General features: G+C 33.4%; 23 protein-coding genes and 1 pseudogene. 17 read left to right on the forward strand and 7 right to left on the reverse strand.

The features are described 5' to 3' along the window. Positions 1-3 precede the first annotated feature (3 nt). Entirely contained in the window at positions 4-321 is a 318-nt protein-coding gene (locus tag V7S50_RS03110) for a DUF6572 domain-containing protein (RefSeq protein ID WP_336375956.1), read from the forward strand. 48 nt (positions 322-369) lie between these two features. Beyond that, a complete protein-coding gene (locus tag V7S50_RS03115) occupies positions 370-1,434 on the forward strand; it encodes an undecaprenyldiphospho-muramoylpentapeptide beta-N-acetylglucosaminyltransferase (RefSeq protein WP_242251973.1) in 1,065 nt (354 codons plus the stop codon). A gap of 98 nt (positions 1,435-1,532) precedes the next feature. Here the strand turns inward: V7S50_RS03115 and V7S50_RS03120 are convergent, their stop codons facing one another. Next, positions 1,533-4,253 (reverse strand): putative bifunctional diguanylate cyclase/phosphodiesterase, encoded by a 2,721-nt coding sequence (locus V7S50_RS03120; RefSeq protein WP_242251972.1) that lies wholly within the window; start codon positions 4,251-4,253, stop codon positions 1,533-1,535. Positions 4,254-4,692: 439 nt separating this feature from the next. Between V7S50_RS03120 and V7S50_RS03125 the strand changes: the two genes are divergently transcribed. The 3 genes and pseudogenes from V7S50_RS03125 (at position 4,693) to V7S50_RS03135 (ending at position 6,752) form a co-directional block, all read left to right on the forward strand. After that, positions 4,693-5,508 (forward strand): alpha/beta fold hydrolase, encoded by an 816-nt coding sequence (locus V7S50_RS03125; protein ID WP_242251971.1) that lies wholly within the window; start codon positions 4,693-4,695, stop codon positions 5,506-5,508. Between the two features lie 30 nt (positions 5,509-5,538). Then, positions 5,539-6,115, forward strand: a pseudogene (locus tag V7S50_RS03130) (histidine phosphatase family protein). Between the two features lie 319 nt (positions 6,116-6,434). Continuing rightward, positions 6,435-6,752, forward strand: coding sequence for a hypothetical protein (locus tag V7S50_RS03135; RefSeq protein WP_242251969.1), 318 nt, complete (start codon positions 6,435-6,437; stop codon positions 6,750-6,752). Between the two features lie 92 nt (positions 6,753-6,844). Here the strand turns inward: V7S50_RS03135 and V7S50_RS03140 are convergent, their stop codons facing one another. Then, positions 6,845-7,489 (reverse strand): YczE/YyaS/YitT family protein, encoded by a 645-nt coding sequence (locus V7S50_RS03140; RefSeq protein WP_242251968.1) that lies wholly within the window; start codon positions 7,487-7,489, stop codon positions 6,845-6,847. Between the two features lie 195 nt (positions 7,490-7,684). Between V7S50_RS03140 and pepT the strand changes: the two genes are divergently transcribed. Next, entirely contained in the window at positions 7,685-8,917 is a 1,233-nt protein-coding gene (pepT, locus tag V7S50_RS03145; RefSeq protein ID WP_063221019.1) for a peptidase T, read from the forward strand. A 37-nt stretch (positions 8,918-8,954) separates the two neighbouring features. On the opposite strand, the gene V7S50_RS03150 is transcribed toward pepT, so the two are convergent. From V7S50_RS03150 to V7S50_RS03160, 3 genes are read right to left on the reverse strand one after another with little or no spacing between them, the layout of a single operon-like run. Continuing rightward, on the reverse strand, positions 8,955-9,866 hold the full coding sequence (locus V7S50_RS03150) for a DNA-3-methyladenine glycosylase family protein (protein WP_242251967.1): 912 nt from the start codon (positions 9,864-9,866) through the stop codon (positions 8,955-8,957). Next, positions 9,863-10,393, reverse strand: a complete 531-nt coding sequence (locus V7S50_RS03155; protein ID WP_242251966.1) for a methylated-DNA--[protein]-cysteine S-methyltransferase — start codon at positions 10,391-10,393, stop codon at positions 9,863-9,865. Before V7S50_RS03155 ends, V7S50_RS03150 begins: the two co-directional genes overlap by 4 nt. Beyond that, positions 10,374-10,970: a bifunctional transcriptional activator/DNA repair enzyme AdaA gene (locus V7S50_RS03160; protein WP_242251964.1), complete on the reverse strand. Its 597-nt coding sequence runs from the start codon at positions 10,968-10,970 to the stop codon at positions 10,374-10,376. Before V7S50_RS03160 ends, V7S50_RS03155 begins: the two co-directional genes overlap by 20 nt. A gap of 154 nt (positions 10,971-11,124) precedes the next feature. Here V7S50_RS03160 and V7S50_RS03165 point away from each other — a divergent pair, with 154 nt between their 5' ends. From V7S50_RS03165 to V7S50_RS03215, 11 genes are all read left to right on the forward strand, one after another. Then, the gene (locus tag V7S50_RS03165) at positions 11,125-11,883 is read left to right on the forward strand and encodes an exodeoxyribonuclease III (protein WP_242251962.1); all 759 of its coding nucleotides are present in this window, start codon (positions 11,125-11,127) and stop codon (positions 11,881-11,883) included. A gap of 300 nt (positions 11,884-12,183) precedes the next feature. Then, a complete protein-coding gene (locus tag V7S50_RS03170; protein ID WP_242251960.1) occupies positions 12,184-13,149 on the forward strand; it encodes an iron-hydroxamate ABC transporter substrate-binding protein in 966 nt (321 codons plus the stop codon). 27 nt (positions 13,150-13,176) lie between these two features. Continuing rightward, positions 13,177-14,184 (forward strand): FecCD family ABC transporter permease, encoded by a 1,008-nt coding sequence (locus V7S50_RS03175; protein WP_242251958.1) that lies wholly within the window; start codon positions 13,177-13,179, stop codon positions 14,182-14,184. Then, positions 14,177-15,199 (forward strand): FecCD family ABC transporter permease, encoded by a 1,023-nt coding sequence (locus V7S50_RS03180; protein ID WP_029439532.1) that lies wholly within the window; start codon positions 14,177-14,179, stop codon positions 15,197-15,199. The genes V7S50_RS03175 and V7S50_RS03180 overlap by 8 nt, the downstream gene beginning before the upstream one ends. Before the next feature lie 14 nt (positions 15,200-15,213). Continuing rightward, positions 15,214-16,035, forward strand: a complete 822-nt coding sequence (locus tag V7S50_RS03185; protein WP_242251955.1) for an ABC transporter ATP-binding protein — start codon at positions 15,214-15,216, stop codon at positions 16,033-16,035. Between the two features lie 13 nt (positions 16,036-16,048). After that, on the forward strand, positions 16,049-16,867 hold the full coding sequence (locus V7S50_RS03190; protein WP_242251953.1) for an alpha/beta hydrolase: 819 nt from the start codon (positions 16,049-16,051) through the stop codon (positions 16,865-16,867). A gap of 275 nt (positions 16,868-17,142) precedes the next feature. Beyond that, positions 17,143-17,370, forward strand: a complete 228-nt coding sequence (locus V7S50_RS03195; protein WP_000849103.1) for a hypothetical protein — start codon at positions 17,143-17,145, stop codon at positions 17,368-17,370. 326 nt (positions 17,371-17,696) lie between these two features. Continuing rightward, positions 17,697-17,999: a metal-sensing transcriptional repressor gene (locus V7S50_RS03200; protein ID WP_063221009.1), complete on the forward strand. Its 303-nt coding sequence runs from the start codon at positions 17,697-17,699 to the stop codon at positions 17,997-17,999. Between the two features lie 203 nt (positions 18,000-18,202). Further along, positions 18,203-18,409 (forward strand): copper chaperone CopZ, encoded by a 207-nt coding sequence (copZ, locus tag V7S50_RS03205; protein ID WP_060631903.1) that lies wholly within the window; start codon positions 18,203-18,205, stop codon positions 18,407-18,409. 96 nt (positions 18,410-18,505) lie between these two features. Next, positions 18,506-20,923, forward strand: a complete 2,418-nt coding sequence (locus V7S50_RS03210) for a heavy metal translocating P-type ATPase (RefSeq protein WP_242251951.1) — start codon at positions 18,506-18,508, stop codon at positions 20,921-20,923. Between the two features lie 170 nt (positions 20,924-21,093). After that, complete coding sequence (locus V7S50_RS03215; RefSeq protein ID WP_242251950.1) at positions 21,094-21,561, forward strand: GNAT family N-acetyltransferase; 468 nt, start codon at positions 21,094-21,096, stop codon at positions 21,559-21,561. Between the two features lie 30 nt (positions 21,562-21,591). Here V7S50_RS03215 and V7S50_RS03220 read toward each other — a convergent pair whose 3' ends face one another. Both V7S50_RS03220 and V7S50_RS03225 read right to left on the reverse strand, forming a co-directional pair. After that, positions 21,592-21,864: an HU family DNA-binding protein gene (locus tag V7S50_RS03220; protein ID WP_001043904.1), complete on the reverse strand. Its 273-nt coding sequence runs from the start codon at positions 21,862-21,864 to the stop codon at positions 21,592-21,594. A 140-nt stretch (positions 21,865-22,004) separates the two neighbouring features. Then, the gene (locus tag V7S50_RS03225; RefSeq protein ID WP_242251949.1) at positions 22,005-22,820 is read right to left on the reverse strand and encodes a formate/nitrite transporter family protein; all 816 of its coding nucleotides are present in this window, start codon (positions 22,818-22,820) and stop codon (positions 22,005-22,007) included. Between the last annotated feature and the right edge of the window lie 14 nt (positions 22,821-22,834).

Consider the following 22,834-nt stretch of genomic DNA (forward strand, 5'->3'; position numbering starts at 1 on the left):
TATATGAATGGTTATGAAGTAATAGATAATCAAAATATGCTATTTCTTTCAATTGTTGATACGCTGGACTGGAGGGATGAAGAAGCACATGTTTTGCATCTTTCAGAGGCAATAAATAAATATCGAGCGTATGTAGAAGAAGAAAGAGTTAATCGACTAAAGTCAGCATTAGAGGCGGAAACTAGGTATGTGATTCAAGTCTTTGCTCAATATGAGTGTAGTGAGTATGGAAATGATTTTTATGAACTCATTAAAGATTTTTTAAAAGATATAGAGGTGGAGTTAAATATTTATATAAATGATAAAATTATTTACATTTAAAAGGCTAATATAAAGCTAGATTTTTAATAATAAAGGTGGATATAAATTATGAATAAAAAGATTCTCTTTACTGGGGGCGGTACAGCCGGACACGTTATGATTAATATTGTATTAATTCCTAAATTTATAGAGCAAGGATGGAGAGTTGAGTATATTGGATCCAAAAATGGTATTGAAAAATCATTAGTGCAAAATGTTAAATACAATAGTGTCTCAACGGGGAAGCTTAGGAGATATTGGGATTTGGAGAACTTTAAAGATCCTTTCAAAATTATACACGGTTGTTTACAAAGCTATAAGTTGATTAAGAAAATAAAGCCTGATGTTATCTTTTCAGCAGGAGGATTTGTTTCAGTTCCTGTTGCTATAGGGGCATGGTTAAATCGTGTGCCTATAATTATACGTGAACCAGATAGCACATTAGGACTTGCCAATAAAATAGCATTACCTTTTGCTACAAAGCTATGTACAACATTTCCTCAGACAGGAGAAAATGTAAGTAATGAGAAGAAGGTTTATGTAGGACCAATTGTAAGGGGAGAACTTGAGAAGGGTAACGTATTACGAGGGAGAAGATATTGTAAATTTCAGCAAGATAAACCAGTATTGTTAATTATGGGTGGGAGTCAAGGTGCTCAATGGATAAATAATATGGTAAGAAAAAGTTTGGAAACATTATTATTAAATTTTAATATTGTTCATATGTGCGGTAAAGGGAAGGTAGATTCATCTATTGGCATGGAAGGTTATATGCAATTCGAATATATAGGGGAAGAGTTGCCGCATATACTAAATATGGCGAGTGTTGTAATTTCAAGAGCGGGTTCTACTGCTATTTCTGAATTGCTATTCTTGAAGAAACCGATGTTGCTTATCCCGTTAACTAACAGTTCCAGTAGAGGAGATCAAGTTTTAAATGCTGAATATTTTTCTCGGCGAGGATATGCGGAAGTTATACTCCAAGACAGAGTAAGTACGAATACATTTATACATGCAGTAAATAAGTTGTATACAAATAAGGAGAGATATATTCAAAACATGAATGGATATAAGAAAACCAATAATGAGGGGATTCATCAATTAATAGATATAATCAATGAAGTCGTGAAGTAATGGAAATGTAAATAAAAAACAAAAGGAAAGAAGATATCTTCTTTCCTTTTTACTATAGTTGTTCAAATTCATTAGTACTTATCCAGATTGGCTATGTACTATGGGTGAATCCCGATTTCTAATAGCTCAGTAAATGCATTAGTATGGATAGGTTTACTATAATAGTAACCTTGAATAAACTGACATTTATTTTTTTGAAGGAAATTCACGTGTTCTTTCGTTTCTACACCTTCAGCAATAACAGACATTCCTAATGTATTTGCTAATGTGATGATCGTTTTAATAATTTCCATTCCATCGTCACATGTTTCAGACATTGTAATAAATTCTCTTGGGATTTTTAATGTATCGATTGGATATAAAGGTAAGTAAGCTAGCGAAGAATAGCCTGTACCAAAGTCGTCGATTGAAATGTGAATCCCTAAACTTTTTAGTGTACGCAATTTTATCAATGTTTCTCGCTCATCCATCATTGCAATTCGCTCTGTTAACTCAAGATCGAGAGAACTTGCTGGCAAACCTGTATTTGCTAAAGTAGAAGAAATAGACTTTACAAAATCCTCTTGTTCAAATTCTTTAGCAGATAAATTTACACCTATTTTTAAATGTGAATATCCGAGTGCGTGCCAACGTTTCATTTGCTCACAAGCCTGCTCTAATGTCCATTTTCCTATTAGAATAATTTGTAGTGTTTCTTCTGCAATTGGAATAAACTCGTATGGAGAAATAACGCCTAATTCAGGATGATTCCACCTAATTAGAGCTTCTGCACCGATAATTTTATTAGATTCACTATCAACTTGAGGTTGATACAAAAGGAACAGTTCTTCATTTTGTATTGCATTTGGTAAATCTTTTTCTAATCGTAATCGTCTTTCAATTTTTTTAGCGATTACATCGTCATAAATAGAGACAGCGTTAAGCTCTCTTGTCTTTGCATCATACATTGCAACATTAGCGTTTTTCAAAAGTGTAGCGGTATCGATTCCAGAATGTGGATAAATAGCGATACCGATACTCAGTGATAAAGTTAATGTATGCTCATATATGACAAACGGCTTTTCTATGCTTTTAAATAATTGATTACATAACTCGAATAAGGCATCTTCGTCAGTATAATTTTCAATTAAGATTGTAAACTCATCACCACCGATTCTTGACAGATGAGTATGTGATGGAAGACATGATTGGAATCGCTTCGCTACTTCTTCTAATATGTGATCTCCTGCCGAATGTCCAAGTGTATCGTTAATTGCTTTAAAGCGATCTAAGTCTAAATATAATAATGCAAACTCGCTTTCTGTCGTTTTAGCATGTTTTATAACTCTTTTTAATTTCTTATGGAAAAAGGCACGGTTCCCAATTTTCGTTACAGTATCATGGAATGCTAAATATTTTATTTCTTCTTGCTGTTTCTTTAGTGCAGTAATATCTTTCACCATAATATAACTTCCAGAAATTTGCCCGTCTATCATAATAGGGACGATGGTAACGTATAAAAAATAAGTAAAGCCATCTTTATATTGAGAACGTAGTTGCAAGGATGCCGATTCTTGTTGTTTCACTTTTTCTAATGCTGATGCTAGTTTATATTCGTCTTCATCTAAAATAATCGAAAAACAAGTTTCACCGAGTAACTCATCTGTTGGTGCTCCAAGTAGTATATTTCCAGCTGTATTTACATTTAAGAATACTCCATTTAAATCAATTGTAAAAATAGGATCAGGGTGATATTCATATAATGATTTGAATTTTTGTTGTTTTTGGGATAGAGCCTCTGATTTATAAACTAAATCAGAAGTTCGTAAAGTAACTTTTTCTTCTAGTTGAGCATTAAATGCCTGTAAACGTTTGGTTAGGGAATTGTTTTGCATACGTACAATAGAATGACGAATGAGTACGAAAATGAAAGTAATACAATTTCCTGTAATGAGAGTTGAAGATGCTGTTTGTTCTTTTAATGTAAACCCGATTAGTATTGCAACAGCAAGATAGGGAAATACAACTAGAGCTTTTTTTCCTATTATAGGGTTTACAATGAAATAATTTTTATGACTATTACGGTCTTCTGAAATAGATCCAGCTATTGCAATAAGTAATATAGGTATTCTATATAAAAGACGTAATAATGTTATCGTTTCAGTTGATAAATGGTTATTTAGGTAAAAATAAATATAGTTAAAAGTTGCAGAACTTATTAATACAAAAATAAAGATGTAAATTTTCCGTTTCGAATTAAAAATGGTTGGACGGAAAAAGAGACTAACACCTAGTAAAAGAAATAATAAATCTGCAATTGGATATAGAAATGAAAGAAAAACATCTCCTAGTGAAAGAGAGAATATATTTAAATTTGGTTGATTAAATAAATACCACTCTAATGTGAATATGGAAGTAAGTACTATACATATATCACAAATAAAGAACGCTTTTTCCCATTTATCGCATTCTTTTAAGATTTTATAACTGAAAGCGATAAGACAAAAGAGTAGAAAAAACATGTAAAATACATCAGAAATAGTAAAACGATGTATTGGAATTTCGAAGAAGCTATCTTGATATGTATATACTATTTTTCCTAATAAAAAACTCCCAATTGCTATTGTGATACATATCCAAAACGGATTTGAACTGACTTTTTTAGAATATATAGAGTAAATGAGTGACACAAATGTAATGGCTTCAACAATAAGAGAAGCGAAGCGTACGTCTGAATTTGAAAAATGAGTAGGGAACAGATAAAAAAACATAAAATAGATTGAATAACATATTAATGTTCCAATTAATATACATATTTGTAAATTTTTATTTAATTTCACTAAAATCACCTTCTTTAATTATGCACTATATTCGTAATATCTATACATAATAATATTATTTAAGAATTGTATCAGATTTCCTTATAAAAATCATGTTTATAAGGAAAGTGTTGAAAAGTGTAATACTTCTTAAAATTAAAAAAATATTGTTTTTAATAATATGTACTTCATCAAGATTTTAAATGGGAATTGTATATTTAATCATCCTTCGAATTGTAAAGGTTTTTTAGTAATTTGTAAGTGGAGATGCACAATTGCATATAAAATGATGAGAATCTTTTTTCTAGCTGATTTTTGATTGTTATAGGCTTATTTTAAGTAAGGTTTTTATTTTCGGTCTGAAAATTAACATTTGTAAAAATATTAAATGGAGATATAAAATAAGAACGTGTATTCTTACAGAGTGGATAGCATCTTTACTAAATAGGGAGGGATTTTTATGTTATTTCGAATGAAAGGTGCAGAAGTATACTATGAAATTGTGGGAGAGGGTAAACCAGTCATTATCATACATGGCTGTGCTCCTGATCATAGGTTAATGCAGAGGTGCATGGAATCAGTATTCGCAAAATATAAAGGTTACCAAAGAATATATATTGATTTACCTGGCATGGGGAAATCGAATGCTCCGGATTGGATAAATAGTTCAGATCATATGTTAGAACTGTTAATTGGATGTATTGAAAAAATCATTCCATCTAAAAGCTTTTTATTAGTAGGGGAGTCCTATGGTGGATATTTAGCTAGAGGTATACTCACAAAGCTGTTCGAAAGAGTTAATGGATTACTATTAGTATGCCCTGTTGTTGTAGCGGAGCAAGAAAAAAGGACTCGTCCGAATAAACAGGTAATTGTAGAGGATAAGGAGTTTTTAAATACACTAACTTCCACTGATAGAGAAGAGTTTTGCAAGTTAGCAGTGGTCGCGAATGAATATACATATAAGAGGTTTAAAGAGGAGATTAAGCCAGGACTAACAATTGCTAATTATGAATTTATTGATAGATTGCAAAAGAATTACTCTCTTACTATGAATTTTCATCATAAGACATATGAGAAACCCGTTCTTTTATTAGTCGGAAGACAAGATATATCGGTCGGTTATAAAGATATTATAGGAATTATTGATGATTATCCAAGAGCGACATTAGCAGTGTTAGATATGGCAGGGCATAATTTGCAAATTGAACAGCCTGAATTATTCGAGAGTTTAGTAGGAGAATGGATTAGAAGAACAGATCAGCAAAGTTTATAAAAAACGAATGAATATTTTCAAGGAGGAAGTATGAATACATATATTTATATGGTTAGGCATGGTGAATCACCAAAATTAGAAGGGAGTGAAAGAACACGGGGGATTAACTGAAAAAGGAAAAATGGATACTCATAGAGTGACTGACGTATTAAAAATGGAGGGAATTGATACTTTTATTTCAAGTCCTTATAATCGGGCTATGTTAACGATTGAAGCGGCAGCTAATTTCTATGAAAAAGAAATAATAGTATATGAAAATCTCAAAGAATGTAGGTTTGCAAGTGAGGATCAGATTATACCAGATAAAGAGGTGTATCCACTTGTAAAGAAGATGTTTTCTAATCCTGACTTTGCACATATGGAAGGAGAGTCATATAAGGATTGTCAGAGACGGGTAGTGAAAGTGTTAAAGGAAATATTAATGGATTTTCAAGGGCAAAAAATTGTAATTGGCACACATGGACTTGTAATGACACAAATGATGAATTACTTTGATAATCAATACGGATTTGAATTTCTAATACATACATCAAAGCCCGACATATATAAGCTGGAATTTAATGATGAACAATTATTGAATGTAGAAAGATTAAGGATAAGAGAATGAAACTGAATATATGGAGTGTGTTTTAATTCGTACTTATAAAACACACTCTTTTTTAATAGAATGCATTTTTATCAACTATTTTTAGAATGTTAAATCAATAAGTAATTATTCAATTTCTGAATAATACAAATGGAAGTTTCCTTAAGAAAACAATTTTAAATGTGACAAAACTCCAAACGTTGGATTTCTATTCAATTGGAAAAAAAGATGTAGAATTTTGTCTTACGGTCCCCGTTTACTTTTCATTTCATTACATATAGGCTTTGTGGTGTAAAGGGGAATATTGCCTTTACACAAAATTTATAAGGAGGGCATTGTGATGAAAAAGATTAAAAAGTTTGCGGGAGTAGCTTTAGCGGGTACGATTGGATTGAGTGGACTACTGTTTTTAGAACCAAGTGTAAGCGCTGCGGAAATACAGCAGGTGAAAGAAGGAAATTTCAATACAATTGATGTAACAATGAATCAAAGTGAATTTTATGTATTGAGTGGTAGAAGTATTGATATTCTTTCTGGAGATAAAGAAGCAATTCAGCTAAATAAATACACAATTCGTTTTAGTAAACCCGGGAAGTATGTTATTAGAGTAAACGGTTGTATTTATGATGATGTATATACTTTTATTGTGAATAAATAGTATATATTCTTAAACTGTGAGATGAAAAAAGAAACACCCTATTTGCGGTAAGAATCGTAGATAGGGTGAATTTATTTTTATGAAGTTGTGTTTTATAAATTTTCATTAATTTGCTCTTTGTTTTTGTTTTGTAAAGTATGTAGGAGTGTTTGAAACATTTTAAATGATTGCTGAAAGATTGGACTTTGAATAAAAGTGTATAGAAAAGTTACGATAAAAACAGGACCACCGAGCATAAATCCAATAACTAGTACAACGCATTCTACAATGATTCGAGCACGGCTAATAGATAGACCTGTTTTATCGGAAATAGTAAGCATGAATCCATCACGAGGTCCAGCGCCAATTCCAGCTGCAACATACATACCTCCACCGATACCTGTAATGGCAATACCAGAAAATAAAATGAGTAAGTTTATCCATAAATAATCACTAGCATTTGGAAGAATATTTGATTGTAAGAAAAAGTCCATAATAGGACCGATAAGTAGTGTATTTAAAAATGTTCCCACATTTATATATTTTCGATCTACTAGTAAAGAAATGAGAACGAGACATAACCCACATATGACACTCCACGTACCAATCGTCCATCCAAACCTTTGGTAGAGAGCCATGTTTAAAACTTCCCAAGGATGTAAACCGAGAAATTTAACTTTGACTGCAAGAGCATTTCCAAGGCCAAAGAAAATTAATCCTAAGAAAAAAAGAAAATAGCGAAAGAGGGTTAGCCTCATCTTTCATACCTCCTATATTTTATAATTATGAATGTTACATGTTAAAGTTTAAATGTACAAATGTTATGACTTCTGTTGATTTATTTAAATCTTTAAAAATGTAAATGGAATATATACTTTCAGAGTCAAAAAAGTTAAAAAATTTCGTCTTAAGGATTATAATGAAGAAAGAAATATAAAAGGGAGTGAACAAATTTGAAACAAGAGCTTATTGAAAGATTTACGAGATATGTCAAAATTGATACGCAATCAAATGAGGAAAGCCATACAGTTCCAACAACAACTGGGCAAATTGAGTTTGGTAAATTATTAGTGGAAGAGCTACAAGAAATTGGGTTAACAGAGATAACGATGGATGATAATGGTTATGTAATGGCAACACTTCCGGCTAATACGGACAAGGATGTTCCCGTAATTGGCTTTTTAGCACATTTAGATACAGCAACAGACTTTACGGGGAAAAACGTAAAGCCACAAATTCATGAAAACTTTGATGGTAATGCGATTACGTTAAATGAAGAGCTAAATGTTGTGTTAACGCCGGAACAGTTCCCAGAATTACCATCTTATAAAGGGCATACGATTATTACAACTGATGGTACAACACTGCTAGGAGCAGATGATAAAGCTGGTCTTACAGAAATTATGGTTGCAATGAATTATTTAATACATAATCCACAAATTAAGCATGGGAAAATTAGAGTGGCATTTACGCCAGATGAAGAAATCGGCCGTGGACCAGCTCATTTTGATGTAGAAGCGTTTGGTGCATCATTTGCTTATACGATGGATGGAGGTCCATTAGGTGGCTTAGAATATGAAAGCTTTAATGCTGCAGGTGCTAAGTTAACGTTTAACGGAACAAATACACATCCTGGGACAGCAAAAAATAAAATGCGTAATGCAACTAAACTTGCTATGGAGTTTAATAGACATTTACCAGTAGAAGAGGCACCAGAGTATACTGAAGGATACGAAGGATTCTACCATTTACTCTCTTTAAATGGTGATGTTGAGCAAAGTAAAGCATATTATATTATTCGAGATTTTGATCGTGAAAATTTTGAGACACGTAAAAATACCATTGAAAATATTGTGAAACAAATGCAAGAGAAGTATGGGAAAGATGCAGTCGTTTTAGAAATGAATGATCAATACTATAACATGCTTGAAAAAATCGAACCGGTGAGAGAAATTGTTGATATTGCTTATGAAGCAATGAAAAGTTTAGACATTGAACCAAATATTCATCCAATTCGCGGAGGAACAGATGGATCACAATTATCATATATGGGATTACCAACGCCGAATATTTTCACTGGTGGTGAAAACTATCACGGTAAATTTGAGTATGTTTCGGTAGATACGATGGAAAAAGCAGTTCAAGTTATTGTAGAAATTGCAAGACGATTCGAAGAACAGGCTTAAAAAAGAACCAAGTAGTACAGATGTGCTACTTGGTTCTTTAGTATAAAACTTGCCACAAATAAAAAGTTGCGTAAGACTCCCAGTTGATCCAATTTGCCGCAAAATCTTTTATTTCATGTTTAGTCGGTTTACTTTTGGAACCTGTTATGCATTTAATTGCATTGTGCAAGCCGACATCGTCAATTGGAAAAGCGGAAGGAAAGCGTAAACAGCGCATTAAAACATAGTTGGCAGTCCATGGTCCTATACCATGTATAGCAGTTAATTGTTTTTCAGCGATTTTTATATTTTGTATTTGTAGTAAAGATTCTTTTGATAGTTTTCCTTCTGTAATAAGCTTTGCAACCCCGATTAAATATTCACATTTTCTAGTTGTCATTTTTAACTTTTTGAGATCTTCTACATGTAGCTTTCCAATCGTTTCAGGAGAAGGGAATATCCAATGTTTTCTATCGTCCCATTCTACATAACTTCCAAATGTCTCGACTAATCTTCTTTTTAGCGTATAAGCATATGTAAGATTAATTTGCTGACCAATAATTCCCCAGGAAAGTGCCTCAAATAAATCAGGAATACCTAAAGTTCGAAGTCCATAAAACTTTTGAATAGGACCTCGAAGGAGTGGATCAAGTTTAGCTAATTGATAGAAGGGAGCCAAATCAGTATTTAAATCAAACCATTCAGTTACATAGTTAGCTACAGCGTTGCATATCCACTTTTCAGAGATATAGGATTCTCCTAAAAAACGTATTTGAATAGTATCATCCGTATTCATACTAATCTCAACTAAAGGATTTACATCGTGAACAGGGATAACTTTATAAATTTTGTTATCTTCAATGTGAAACATACATTCATTGTTAGAGCGGGATAGATAGCGCAAATTTTCTTGGAAACTAAATTCTGTTGGAACTGCTAAAGTTAATGCGTTATTATATTTTGCTGTCATATGAATTCCACCTGTAACTTTTCTAATGCAAGCAATTCTTTCTTCATTTCTAATCCCCCTCTAAAACCAGTTAGTTTACCATTCTTCCCGATAACACGATGACAAGGAATTGTAATGAGAAGAGGGTTGGCAGCAATAGCAGAAGCAACGGCACGTACAGCTTTAGGTTTTTGAATTCTTTCGGCAATTTCTGTATAAGAATATGTGTTTCCATAAGGAATTTCACGTACCGTATTCCAAACAGATAATTGAAAGTCAGTTCCGTAAGCATCGATAGAGAATGTAAAAGTTTCTCGCTTGTTTTCTAAATACTCGATAATTTCTTTCGTATATATTTGCAAGTAATCTGGACTATGGATCAATATATGATGGGGTAGTTTTTTGCTAGCCCATATATTTAATTCTTCAAAGTTTTCGTTTTGTGATCCAATGAAACATAGTCCATTTTCAGTCGCAGCAATATGAAAATGCCAATTTTTATGTGTAAGTAGTGTCCAATATATATAATTATTTTTGTAGGAATTCATTATTGTATCCCTCTTTCATTTCGTTCTTTTTTCGATATTCAGTAGGAGTAAATCCGGTTTTCTTTTTAAATAAAGTTGCGAAATACTCCGGGTTTTCTATCCCGACAGCAGTACTAATTTCTTTAATAGATTGATTTGTATTTGATAGATATTCTTCTGCTTTAACAATCCTGAATTGTTGTATATATTCTATTGGACTTATTCCTGTCATTTTTTTGAAAGTACGTTGTAAATGAAAGGGGCTACCATGGCACATTTCCGCAAGTATGTCGAGAGTTAATAATTCTTCAAAGTGCTTTTCAATATAATTTTTAATTTGTTCTATCCACTCTTCATTAGGTAAAGTGAGCCCATTTGGTTTACAACGTTTGCATGGGCGAAAGTTTTCACTTAATGCTTGATTTGCATGAAGAAAAATTCGTACATTGTTTTTATTCGGTATTCTTGATTTGCATGACGGCCTGCAAAAGATTCCGGTTGATTTCACGGCATAAAAGAATTTGTTATCATAGGAAGAATCATTATGAATAATTGCTTGCCAATGCTCACTTGTTAACGTAAACCCTTCATTGTGCAAAGAACATCACCTCTGAAATTAGTATAACCTGAATAATGTACGTATGTATGTATTCACAAATGTAAGAGCAAGATTACAAAGGTGAAAATATGATTGTTTTTCTATTTTGTGATAGCATGAAATTTGGAAATAAACATCAAGAGGAGGACTATAAATGAAGTTCATTTCATGGAATGTAAATGGTTTACGTGCAGTTATCGCAAAAGGTGGATTTTTAGAATATCTCGAGGAATCTAATGCAGATATATTTTGTTTACAAGAGATTAAATTACAAGATGGGCAAATCGATTTAAATCCAGAGGGATATTATACATATTGGAATTATGCTGTGAAAAAAGGCTATTCAGGAACGGCTATTTTCACGAAAAAAGAACCGCTTTCTGTTACTTATGGTTTGGGCATTGAAGAGCATGATCAAGAAGGACGAGTTATTACTTTAGAGTTCGAAAATTTTTACATAATTACGTTATATACACCAAATTCAAAACGAGGATTAGAACGATTAGATTACAGAATGAAATGGGAAGATGATTTCCGGGCGTATATTAAACGATTAGATGAGAAAAAACCAGTTATTTTTTGCGGAGACTTAAACGTTGCTCATAAAGAAATAGATTTGAAAAATCCAAAAAGTAATCGTAAAAATCCTGGGTTTTCTGATGAAGAAAGAGAGAAGTTTACATGTATTTTAGAAGAAGGATTTATTGATACGTATCGTCATCTATATCCTGATCAGGAAGGCGCATATTCGTGGTGGTCGTATCGAATGGGAGCGAGAGCAAAAAATATTGGATGGCGTTTAGATTATTTTGTTGCTTCCGAAAGAATGAAAGACCAAATAACAGAGGCGAAAATTAATAGTGAAGTAATGGGATCAGACCATTGCCCAGTTGAATTACATATAAATTTCTAAAAAAAGAAGTATCCCCCTAAGATTAGGCGGATACTTCTTTTTTAATTCAGTTTGTTAAAATTTTTCAAATCTTTCTTGAAATAATTGCATATTAAATATATACTTAGTAACGATAATCATTATCAATGGAAAAGATTATCAATGGATGAGGTGTAAAAGAATTATATCCTAGGGGAAGTGAACGAGAATGAGTTCTGGATAGAATTATTAATCTAATGAAATATATATGTAAGACAAGTTTCATATAGTTAAATTTTATTGAGAATATAGTTTTGAAAACTCGAGAGGAGATATATAAAGATGAATAAGAAGTTATTTACATTAGGGATGGTTACAGTTTTAAGTGTAGGACTAGCAGCATGTAATAGTGCGGATAAGACTTCAGGAGAAAAAACACAACAGACAAAGGCTAGTGAGACGAAAAAAGACGAAAAACGAAAAATTACATACTTAGGTAAAGAATATACAGTACCAGCAAAAGTAGATAAAATTGCGACAGCTAGTTTAGAGTCAATGGAAGATGCAGCGGTACTTGGAATTAAACCAGTAGGTGCGATTACTGTAGGTGGAAAATTACCAAAGTATCTTGAGAAAGATTTAGAAGGTGCGAAATCTGTTGGTGAGAAAATGCAACCAAATTTCGAAACATTACTTCAATTAAAACCAGATGTTATTACATCAAGTACGAAATTCCCAGCAGAAACAGCTGAAAAGTTTACGAAAGTAGCTCCGACATTCCCGGTATCACACGTTTCAACAAATTGGGAAGATAACTTAAAGTTAATGGGAGAATTAACTGGTAAAAAAGATAAAGCAGAAAAAATTATTAAAGATTACAATGCGGATGCTGAAAAAGCAAAAGCAAAACTAGGAGATAAGTTAAAAGACAAAAAAGTACTTGTCATTAGACTAAGAGCAAACGAATTATTCCTATATCCAGAAGGAGTGTACTTCAACCCTGTAATTTATAAAGATCTTGGATTAACTGCTCCAGAACAATTGAAAACAGTAAAAGCACAAGAGAAAATCTCATTTGAAAAACTTGCTGAACTTAACCCAGATTATATTTTCTTACAATATGAGACAACTGAAAATAAAAACCCGGAAGTGCTAGAAGAAATTGAAGGCAATCCAATTTGGCAAAGTATGAATGCTGCGAAAGAAAAGAAAGTATTTGTAAACGTTGTGGACCCAATGGCACAAGGTGGTACAGCTTGGAGTAAAACAGCATTCTTAAAAGAAGCAGTGAAAAATTTATCTAAATAATATAATAAGTAAGGTGCGTTGAATGATATGCAGAAAACGAATGCGGTACCAGTAACCATTTTATGTATAGCGCCCGTATTGATTTTATTTACAGTTATACTTTCTGTATTATATGGTGCGAAAAACATCGATGCTCAAACAGTGTGGAATGCATTATTTCATTTTGATTCAAGCGATGTAAATCATAATATTATTATTACTTCACGTTTGCCAAGGGTAGTTGCAGCTCTTTTAGTCGGAGCATTTCTAGCCATATCAGGAGCACTTATGCAGGGGATGACAAGAAACTATCTTGCATCCCCTTCTATTATGGGTGTGACGGATGGGGCAGCCTTTGTTATTACACTTTGTATGATTTTTCTTCCAGGAATGTCCTCAATTGGCATGGTTTTATGTTCAATGATTGGTTCTGCACTCGGAGCCGGTATTGTGTTTGGTTTTGGTTCGCTTCTTCAAAATGGCTTATCACCAGTTCGGTTAGCAATTATAGGGACAGTTATTGGAACATTTTTAAGCAGTGTATCTGCTGCAATGGCTTCATATTTCCAAATTTCTCAAAATGTTAGTTTTTGGTTTAATGCAAAATTAGATCAAGTCGATCCTAATATAATTAAAATCACGATACCTTTTGGGATAATAGGAATAGTTTTAGCTCTGTTAATCTCAAAATCTATTACTATTCTTTCTTTAGGAGAAGAAGTTTCTATTAATCTAGGACAGCGTACAAAACTAGTTAAAGCGATGGCTATTTTATCAGTTATCTTTTTAACAGGAACTGCAGTTGCTTTAGTGGGGAAAGTTGGTTTTGTAGGTTTAATTATTCCGCACATTACTCGCTTTATAATTGGGGTAGATTATAAATGGATTTTACCATGTGCAGGCGTTATTGGCGGCGTTTTTTTAGCATTATGTGACGTTTTAAGTAGATTTGTAAATTATCCATTTGAAACGCCAATCGGAGTCGTAACATCTTTAATTGGAATTCCTTTCTTCCTTTATTTAATCCGTACAAGAGGAGGAGAGAGACATGCTTAAAAGCTCAAGTCAACGTTTTGGAATGACGATGGGGATTATTATATTTTTAATACTATGTGCTATTTACATAAGTTTAACGAATGGTACGTTTGATATTACAATTACAGATGTATTTAAAACACTCCTTAGAATAGATCCAGTGCCAGACCATGATTTAGTTATTTTTGAGTTTCGTCTTCCGCGCATTGTAATTGCTGGATTAGTAGGATTAGGTCTCGGCGTTGCCGGTGCTGTAATTCAAGGGATTACGAGAAATGGATTGGCGGACCCAGGTATTTTAGGCGTAAATGCCGGAGCAGGAACAGCCATCGTTATTTTTATGTTTTTCTTTCAAGGACAATTAAAAAGTACAGACTGGGTTTCTATTATGATGATGCCAATGTTTGGTTTAGTGGGCGGATTAGGTGCAGCTATCATTATTTATCTGTTTTCTTGGAAAAACGGTAAGTTAGATTCGCAGCGTCTTTTATTAACAGGGATTGCGATTGGATCAGGATTTGGAGCCTTTTCTATGTACTTATCACTCAAAATGAAGTCAACTGATTTTGAAATGGCTGCAGTATGGGTGTCTGGAAGTATTTATAATGCAAACTGGAAATATATTATTGCTATGTTGCCATGGCTTATTATATTAATTCCTCTCATACAAAAGAAAGCTTATTTATTAGATTTATTTCAATTGGAAGAAACGAGTATTACAAGTTTAGGTGTTTCAGTAGAAAGAGAGAAATCAATTTTACTACTAAGTAGTATTGGACTTGTGAGCGCATGTGTTGCTGTTTCAGGAAGTATTGGTTTCATTGGACTAATGGCACCGCATATAGCGAAACGACTTGTCGGTATTCAGCATAAGCATATCATTCCGACGTGCGGAGTAATCGGAATGTTCCTTGTAATTGCTTCAGACTTTATTGCAAAAACAGTTTTCACACCTGTAGAGTTACCAGTTGGAATCGTTATTTCTATTGTCGGTGTACCTTATTTCTTATATTTACTTTATAAGGCGAAAGCGTAAGAGGAGGAATAAAAGTGAGTATTTTAAGTACAAAAAATTTAGAAACAAGTTATGAAAAGCTTACAGTGTTTCGCGATTTAAATGTGGAAATACAAGAAGGAAAAGTAACGACAATTATAGGACCAAACGGGTGCGGTAAATCGACACTGTTAAAAACAATGGGAAGAATTTTAAAGCAAAAGAGCGGTAAAGTATATTTGCAAGGACAGGATTTAAATACAATTCCAACGAAAGAAATTGCGAAGCAGTTAGCTTTACTCCCGCAAACTCCAATTGCGCCAGGAGAGCTGAAAGTAGAAGAATTAATTTCTTATGGACGTTATCCACATCGAAATAATGTAAATAAGCTAACTTCAAAAGATAAAGAGATGATTGACTGGGCATTAGATATAACGAAAACTTCTGAATTTCGAACGAGACAAATTGCAAATTTATCAGGCGGTCAACGACAAAAGGTATGGCTAGCGATGGCGTTAGCACAAGAGACAGAAGTGTTACTACTAGATGAACCAACTACATATCTTGATATGTCTCATCAATTAGATGTATTACAAATTGTAGAAAAATTAAACAAAGAGCATAATTGTACGGTCGTAATGGTACTACATGATATTAACCATGCAGCGAGGTTTTCAGATGAAATTATTGCAATGAAGGAAGGGGAAATCGTTACAACTGGTAGCCCAGAAGAAATCATTACAAATGAAGTGTTAAAAGAAGTATTTCATATTGATGCACGTGTCATGATTGATCCGTATAATGGGTCTCCTGTTTGTTTTGGATACGATAGCGTTGTACCTCAAGATGAAAAAGTGGGAATATATGTAACGAGTTAAGGGGGGATATAAGATGAATACTACTATTGAAAAACAGCAGATTATAACATCTAATACAGAGCAGTGGAACATGTATTCAAAATTAGAAGGTAAGGAATATCAAATTCATATTTCAAAGCCGAGACAGCCAGCACCAGAGTCAGGATATCCTGTTATATACGTATTAGATGGCAATGCCTTTTTTCAAACATTCCATGAAGCAGTTAAAATACAATCAGTTAGAGCAGAAAAAACAGGTGTTTCACCAGCCGTTATAGTAGGGATTGGTTATCGTATTGAAGGGGCATTTTCAGGTGAAGAAAGGTGCTATGATTTTACGCCTAGCGTAATTTCAAAAGATGCGCCTTTAAAACCAGACGGTAAACCGTGGCCTAAAACAGGAGGTGCGCATAACTTCTTTACTTTTATAGAAGAAGAACTGAAACCTCAAATTGAAAAACATTATAAAATTAATGAAAGAAAACAAACATTATTTGGGCATTCGCTAGGTGGTCTATTTGCTTTACATATATTATTTACAAACGTAAATGCCTTTCAAAATTACTTTATTAGTAGTCCATCTATTTGGTGGAATAACCAATCTGTGCTTGAAAAAGAAGAGAATCTTATAAATGAATTAAACAATGCAAAAGTTAAAACAGGAGTATTTCTTACAGTTGGTTCACTAGAACGAGAGCATATGGTTGTAGGTGCAAACGAATTATCAGAGCGCCTTCTTCAGGTAAAAAACGACCAGTTTCGATTTGCGTTTTATGAGGCTGAAGGGGAAAATCATGCATCTATTGTGCCGACTTCTTTAAGTAAAGGATTAAGATTTATTAGTTACCTATAAATTGAAATGAATATCTAATAAAATGCAAACAAAAGGCTCTGGGAAATTCTCCATAGCCTTTTGTTTGTGCAAGTAGAATTGTCCTTTTTGAAAGTTTTGTTTCAACTTTTCGTCTAAAGAGACAAAAAGTTGTCACAATTCGGTCACAATTAGCATAAACATAAAATAGACGAAATGAACTTATTTCCAAAAGGCTTGGTTTATTACAAGCAGGATTCGTAGAGCTGAAAAAGCATGGATGAAAAGTTCACTATATTCCCAAGGAGGTAGATCGTATGAAAACTATTCTTGCTATCGCTGGACTTATTTGGGTTTTATCGCATGGCATCCCAATTTATGAAGGAGAACAAATTCGCAGTGCTCTGAATAAAAATTTTAATGAATATCATATCATTGATCGGCAAGATAATGTTGTGACAGTTCGAGTGAATGATTGTTTTCATACGGTAACCGTTGAAGGAACTTCAGTAGTGAATGATACAAAAGTATGTGATCAGCAATAATTATATAGGGAGAAAAAAGTCTCAATTCAAATATGTGAAGATTGAGGCTTTTATATTTGTAGACGAATAATAAGCGGGGATGGATAATCCTCGCTTATTATTGTTTTAATTTATTGGATTTTGATCGGACATATAATGATTTTTTGACAAAAAGGAAAGGGTATCATGAAAATTGAGACTGAGAAGCTAATAATGTGTTAAGAATAATCATAAAGTGGAAATATACTCATATGGGGTATCATACATAGATATTTAATGCTATAATTGGTATACTCATAAAATCAATTGTTTTATTGGATGAAGAGAACTTTTAAGAAGGTGATAATATGGATCATAAAGAGCATGAATCAGTAACACATAGATCAGAAAAAGAAAAAGAGCAAATTATAAATAGATTGAAGAGAATCGAAGGACAAGTTCGTGGTATTCAAAATATGATTGAAAATGATCGTTATTGCGTGGATATTTTAGTGCAAATTTCAGCGATTAATGCAGCAATGAAAAAAGTAGGGATGGGTGTTCTCAAAAACCATACGAATCATTGTGTTTCGGGTGCTATTAAAAACGGTAATGGTGACGAAGCAATTGAAGAATTAATGACAGTATTTGAACGTTTTTCAAAAGCGTAAGAACAAGCTAGTATGTAACTGGCTTGTTTTTTTATTTACCTCTATATAGGATTTCGAGGTATTGGTGTGAAAAAGTGTGTGTAAAATAAATTTTTAGAAAATAATTGAAAAATCATGACACAAAACCATTGATTACCTTAGGGGGGTATGGTAAGATGAGGTTGTGATTAACAAACAATGAATAAACAAGAGGAGGATTTTAAATGGAACAGTTAACATTAAAAGTTGAAGGTATGTCTTGTGGACATTGTGTAAATGCTATCGAAAGCAGTGTGAAAGAGTTAAACGGTGTTGAACAAGTGAAGGTTCAATTGGCAGAAGGAACTGTTGAAGTTACTATCGATTCGTCTGCTATAACATTAAAAGATATCGTTGCTGTAATCGAAGATCAAGGATACGATGTTCAATAATTATTTTTTAGATATGGAAATAAATCGTACTTTATAGGAAGTACGATTTATTTTGCTAATAATTATACCTCATAAGGGTATGTAGAGGTGAGAGACATGAATGAAAAAAAAGAGGCCAATCTTCAAATATCAGGAATGACATGTGCGGCGTGTGCAAATAGAATTGAAAAAGGTCTAAAAAAAGTAGAAGGTGTTCATGATGCAAATGTAAATTTTGCACTTGAAAAAACAAAAATAATGTATGATCCCCAAAAAACAAATCCACAACAATTTAAGGAAAAAGTTGAATCGTTAGGATATGGAATTTTAAGTGATAAAGCTGAATTTACTGTTTCAGGAATGACATGCGCAGCATGTGCCAATAGAGTAGAAAAGCGTTTAAATAAATTAGAAGGTGTGAATGAAGCGACAGTAAATTTCGCTTTGGAAACGGCTACAGTAGATTTTAATCCTGATGAAGTTAATGTAAATGAAATGAAGAGTGCAATTACAAAATTAGGATATAAATTGGAAGTGAAATCAGATGAGCAAGATGGATCAACTGATCATCGCTTACAAGAAATTGAGCGACAAAAGAAGAAGTTTATCATTTCGTTTATTTTATCATTCCCGTTACTGTGGGCAATGGTAAGTCACTTCTCATTTACATCGTTTATTTATTTACCTGATATGCTTATGAATCCTTGGGTGCAGCTAGCTCTTGCAACACCAGTTCAATTTATCATTGGTGGACAGTTTTATGTTGGGGCTTATAAAGCGTTACGTAATAAAAGTGCTAACATGGATGTTCTTGTGGCGCTTGGAACATCGGCTGCTTATTTCTATAGTGTATATTTAAGCATTCAATCTATCGGTTCTTCGGAACATATGACAGATTTATATTTTGAAACAAGCGCGGTACTTATTACACTAATTATTTTAGGTAAATTATTTGAAGCAAAAGCAAAGGGACGTTCATCAGAAGCAATTAAAAAATTGATGGGTTTACAAGCAAAGACAGCTACAGTTGTGCGAGATGGAACAGAAATGAAAATTTTAATCGAAGAAGTAGTAGCTGGTGATATCGTTTATGTAAAGCCTGGTGAAAAAATTCCGGTAGATGGTGAGATTGTAGAAGGGAAATCAGCAATTGATGAATCGATGTTAACGGGTGAAAGTATTCCAGTTGATAAAACAATTGGGGATTTAGTAATCGGTTCTACAATGAATAAAAATGGATTTTTAAAAGTGAAAGCAACTAAGGTAGGAAGAGATACTGCATTAGCTCAAATTATTAAAGTAGTAGAAGAGGCTCAAGGTTCAAAAGCTCCTATTCAAAGGGTAGCAGATCAAATTTCAGGTATTTTCGTACCGGTTGTAGTTGTAATTGCTATTATTACATTTGTAGTGTGGATGATATTTGTTACACCAGGTGATTTTGGCGGGGCACTTGAGAAAATGATAGCAGTACTTGTTATCGCATGTCCATGTGCACTAGGTCTTGCGACACCTACATCTATTATGGCTGGATCAGGAAGATCAGCTGAGTATGGCATTTTATTTAAAGGCGGGGAGCATTTAGAAGCAACGCATCGATTAGATACAGTTATTCTAGATAAAACAGGTACTGTGACAAATGGGAAACCAGTGTTAACAGATGTAATTGTAGCAGATGGATTCCACGAAGAAGAGATACTACGTTTAGTAGGTGCGGCAGAAAAAAATTCTGAACACCCACTCGCAGAAGCGATTGTAGAAGGAATTAAAGAAAAGAAAATTGATATCCCAAGTTCAGAAACGTTTGAAGCGATTCCGGGATTCGGTATCGAATCAGTTGTAGAAGGGAAACAACTATTAATTGGTACACGTCGATTAATGAAGAAATTCGATATTGATATTGAAGAAATTTCTAAATCGATGGAAGAGCTAGAACGAGAAGGAAAAACAGCAATGCTTATTGCGATCAATAAAGAATATGCTGGTATAGTGGCTGTTGCAGATACTGTAAAAGATACTTCAAAAGCAGCAATCGCTAGACTGAAGAAAATGGGTCTAGACGTTGTTATGATTACAGGAGATAATACACAAACTGCTCAAGCAATCGCTAAGCAAGTTGGTATTGATCACGTAATTGCAGAAGTATTACCAGAAGGAAAAGCAGAAGAAGTGAAAAAACTTCAAGCGCAAGGTAAGAAAGTAGCAATGGTTGGAGATGGAATAAATGATGCACCTGCTCTTGCTACGGCGGATATCGGTATGGCAATTGGAACAGGAACGGATGTAGCGATGGAAGCAGCAGATATTACGTTAATTCGTGGTGATTTAAATAGTATTGCTGATGCAATCTTTATGAGTAAGATGACGATAAGAAATATTAAGCAAAATTTATTCTGGGCACTAGCTTATAACGGCTTAGGAATCCCGATTGCAGCGTTCGGCTTCTTAGCACCTTGGGTTGCAGGAGCGGCTATGGCATTTAGTTCTGTATCGGTCGTATTAAATGCATTACGATTGCAAAGAGTGAAATTAAAATAATAAAAATGTAAATCTATAGAGTAATTGAATATGCTTTTAAACAAAAAACAATACTTTGAAATAAGTATTGTTTTTTGTTTATATAGGAAGAAAAAAGTTATAATAAAGCAGAAATATTGAATCGTAAATGGTAGAAAAGTTAAATGATAGTTTAGTAAGGAGGCTCAAATATGTTAAAAGATACGATCATTAGGACATTCCATAAAGACGATTTAGACCAAGTATTACAGTTGTTCTATGAAACAGTTCATACAATTAATGCAAAAGATTATAACGTGTTACAGTTACAGGCATGGGCATCAGATCAACTAGATAGGGAAAGCTGGTTAAAGTCTTTAGAGAAGAATATTAGTTATGTAGCGGATCATAACGGTGTGATAGTCGGATTTGGAGATTATAATGAGGATTATTACGTAGATCGCTTATTTACACATAAAGATTATCAAGGGAAAAGGATAGCTTCATCCATATTACAGAAGTTAGAAAAAGAAGCAGTGAACTTGGGACATAGGGAGATATATACAGAGGCGAGTATTACAGCAAAACCTTTCTTTGAAAGTAAAGGTTTTATTTGCATAAAGGAACAAAAGAAACAGCATAATGGTCAGATTTTTATTAATTATATAATGAAAAAATAGCCCTCTCGTAAACGAGAAGGCTATTTTTCATTATTTTACAGCTTCTTTTAGTTCTTTACCAGCTTTGAAAGCAGGTACTTTAGAAGCTGCGATTTGCATTTCTTCACCAGTTTGTGGGTTACGGCCTGTACGAGCAGCTCTTTCGCGAACTTCGAATGTACCGAATCCGATAAGTTGTACTTTTTCACCAGCAGCTAAAGTGTTAGTGATTGATTCTACTACAGTTTGTACAACTACAGTAGCTTCTTTTTGAGAAATCTCAGCATTTTGTGCTACGTTTTTAATTAATTCTGTTTTGTTCATGTTTTTCACCTCATATGTAAATAATGCTATTTAAGTTGTTATTATAACGTATAAAACATTCGAGAACAAGTGTACGTACATATATTCGCAAAAAAAATGAAATTTGTAATATTTTTAGAGTCACTTTATAGACCTCTAATTTAAGCCGATACAGATTTGTTCTTTATTTCATTCTTCTCTTTATTTAGAGATAGTTTCTTATTATAAGATATGAAATAAGGTAATGCTACAAAGAACATACCGCCTACTAAGTTTCCGAAGAAAACAAAAATGAAGTTTGGAAAATATTCAGCCCAAGTTAAATGACCGGAAAAAATTGCAGCTGGGATGACAAACATATTGGCTACAACGTGTTGAAATCCAATCGCAACAAAAGTCATAACTGGGAACCAAATGCCGATAATCTTTCCGATAAATTCTTTACTTCCCATACTGAGCCAAACAGCTAAACAAACGAGCCAATTACATCCGATTGCAGAAATGAAAGCTTGTAGTGGTGTATCTTGTAGTTTAGCTTGCGCAATAGAAATTGTTTTCGCTAAAAAAGCTCCCTCTGTTAATCCGACGATATGACCGAAAAAATAAGCAACGAATACAGCACCTATGAAGTTGCTAAACGTAACAATAACTAAATTTCGAATGAAGTGAAATAAGTCAATTTTTTTATGAAGCCACGCCATTGAAACGGTCATCATATTTCCAGTTACTAACTCACCGCCTGCAAGAATAACGAGTATAAGTCCGATAGGGAATACAGCAGCACCTAGAAAACTAGTAAATGATCCCCAAGACTTTGGCATTGTTCCAATAACATGAATATCGAGTAAATACCCTAATGCTATGAAAGCACCGCCAAAAAAACCGAGAATTAGCATAGGGAGTAATGATAAATGAGCTTTTTTTCTTCCAGAATTAGCAGCAAGTTCCGTAATTTCTTCTGGTGTAAATACAGACATGAATAATCTCTCCT

Origin of the sequence: Bacillus sp. CCNWLW194 (assembly GCF_037120585.1) — a bacterium.
GTDB lineage: Bacteria > Bacillota > Bacilli > Bacillales > Bacillaceae_G > Bacillus_A > Bacillus_A basilensis.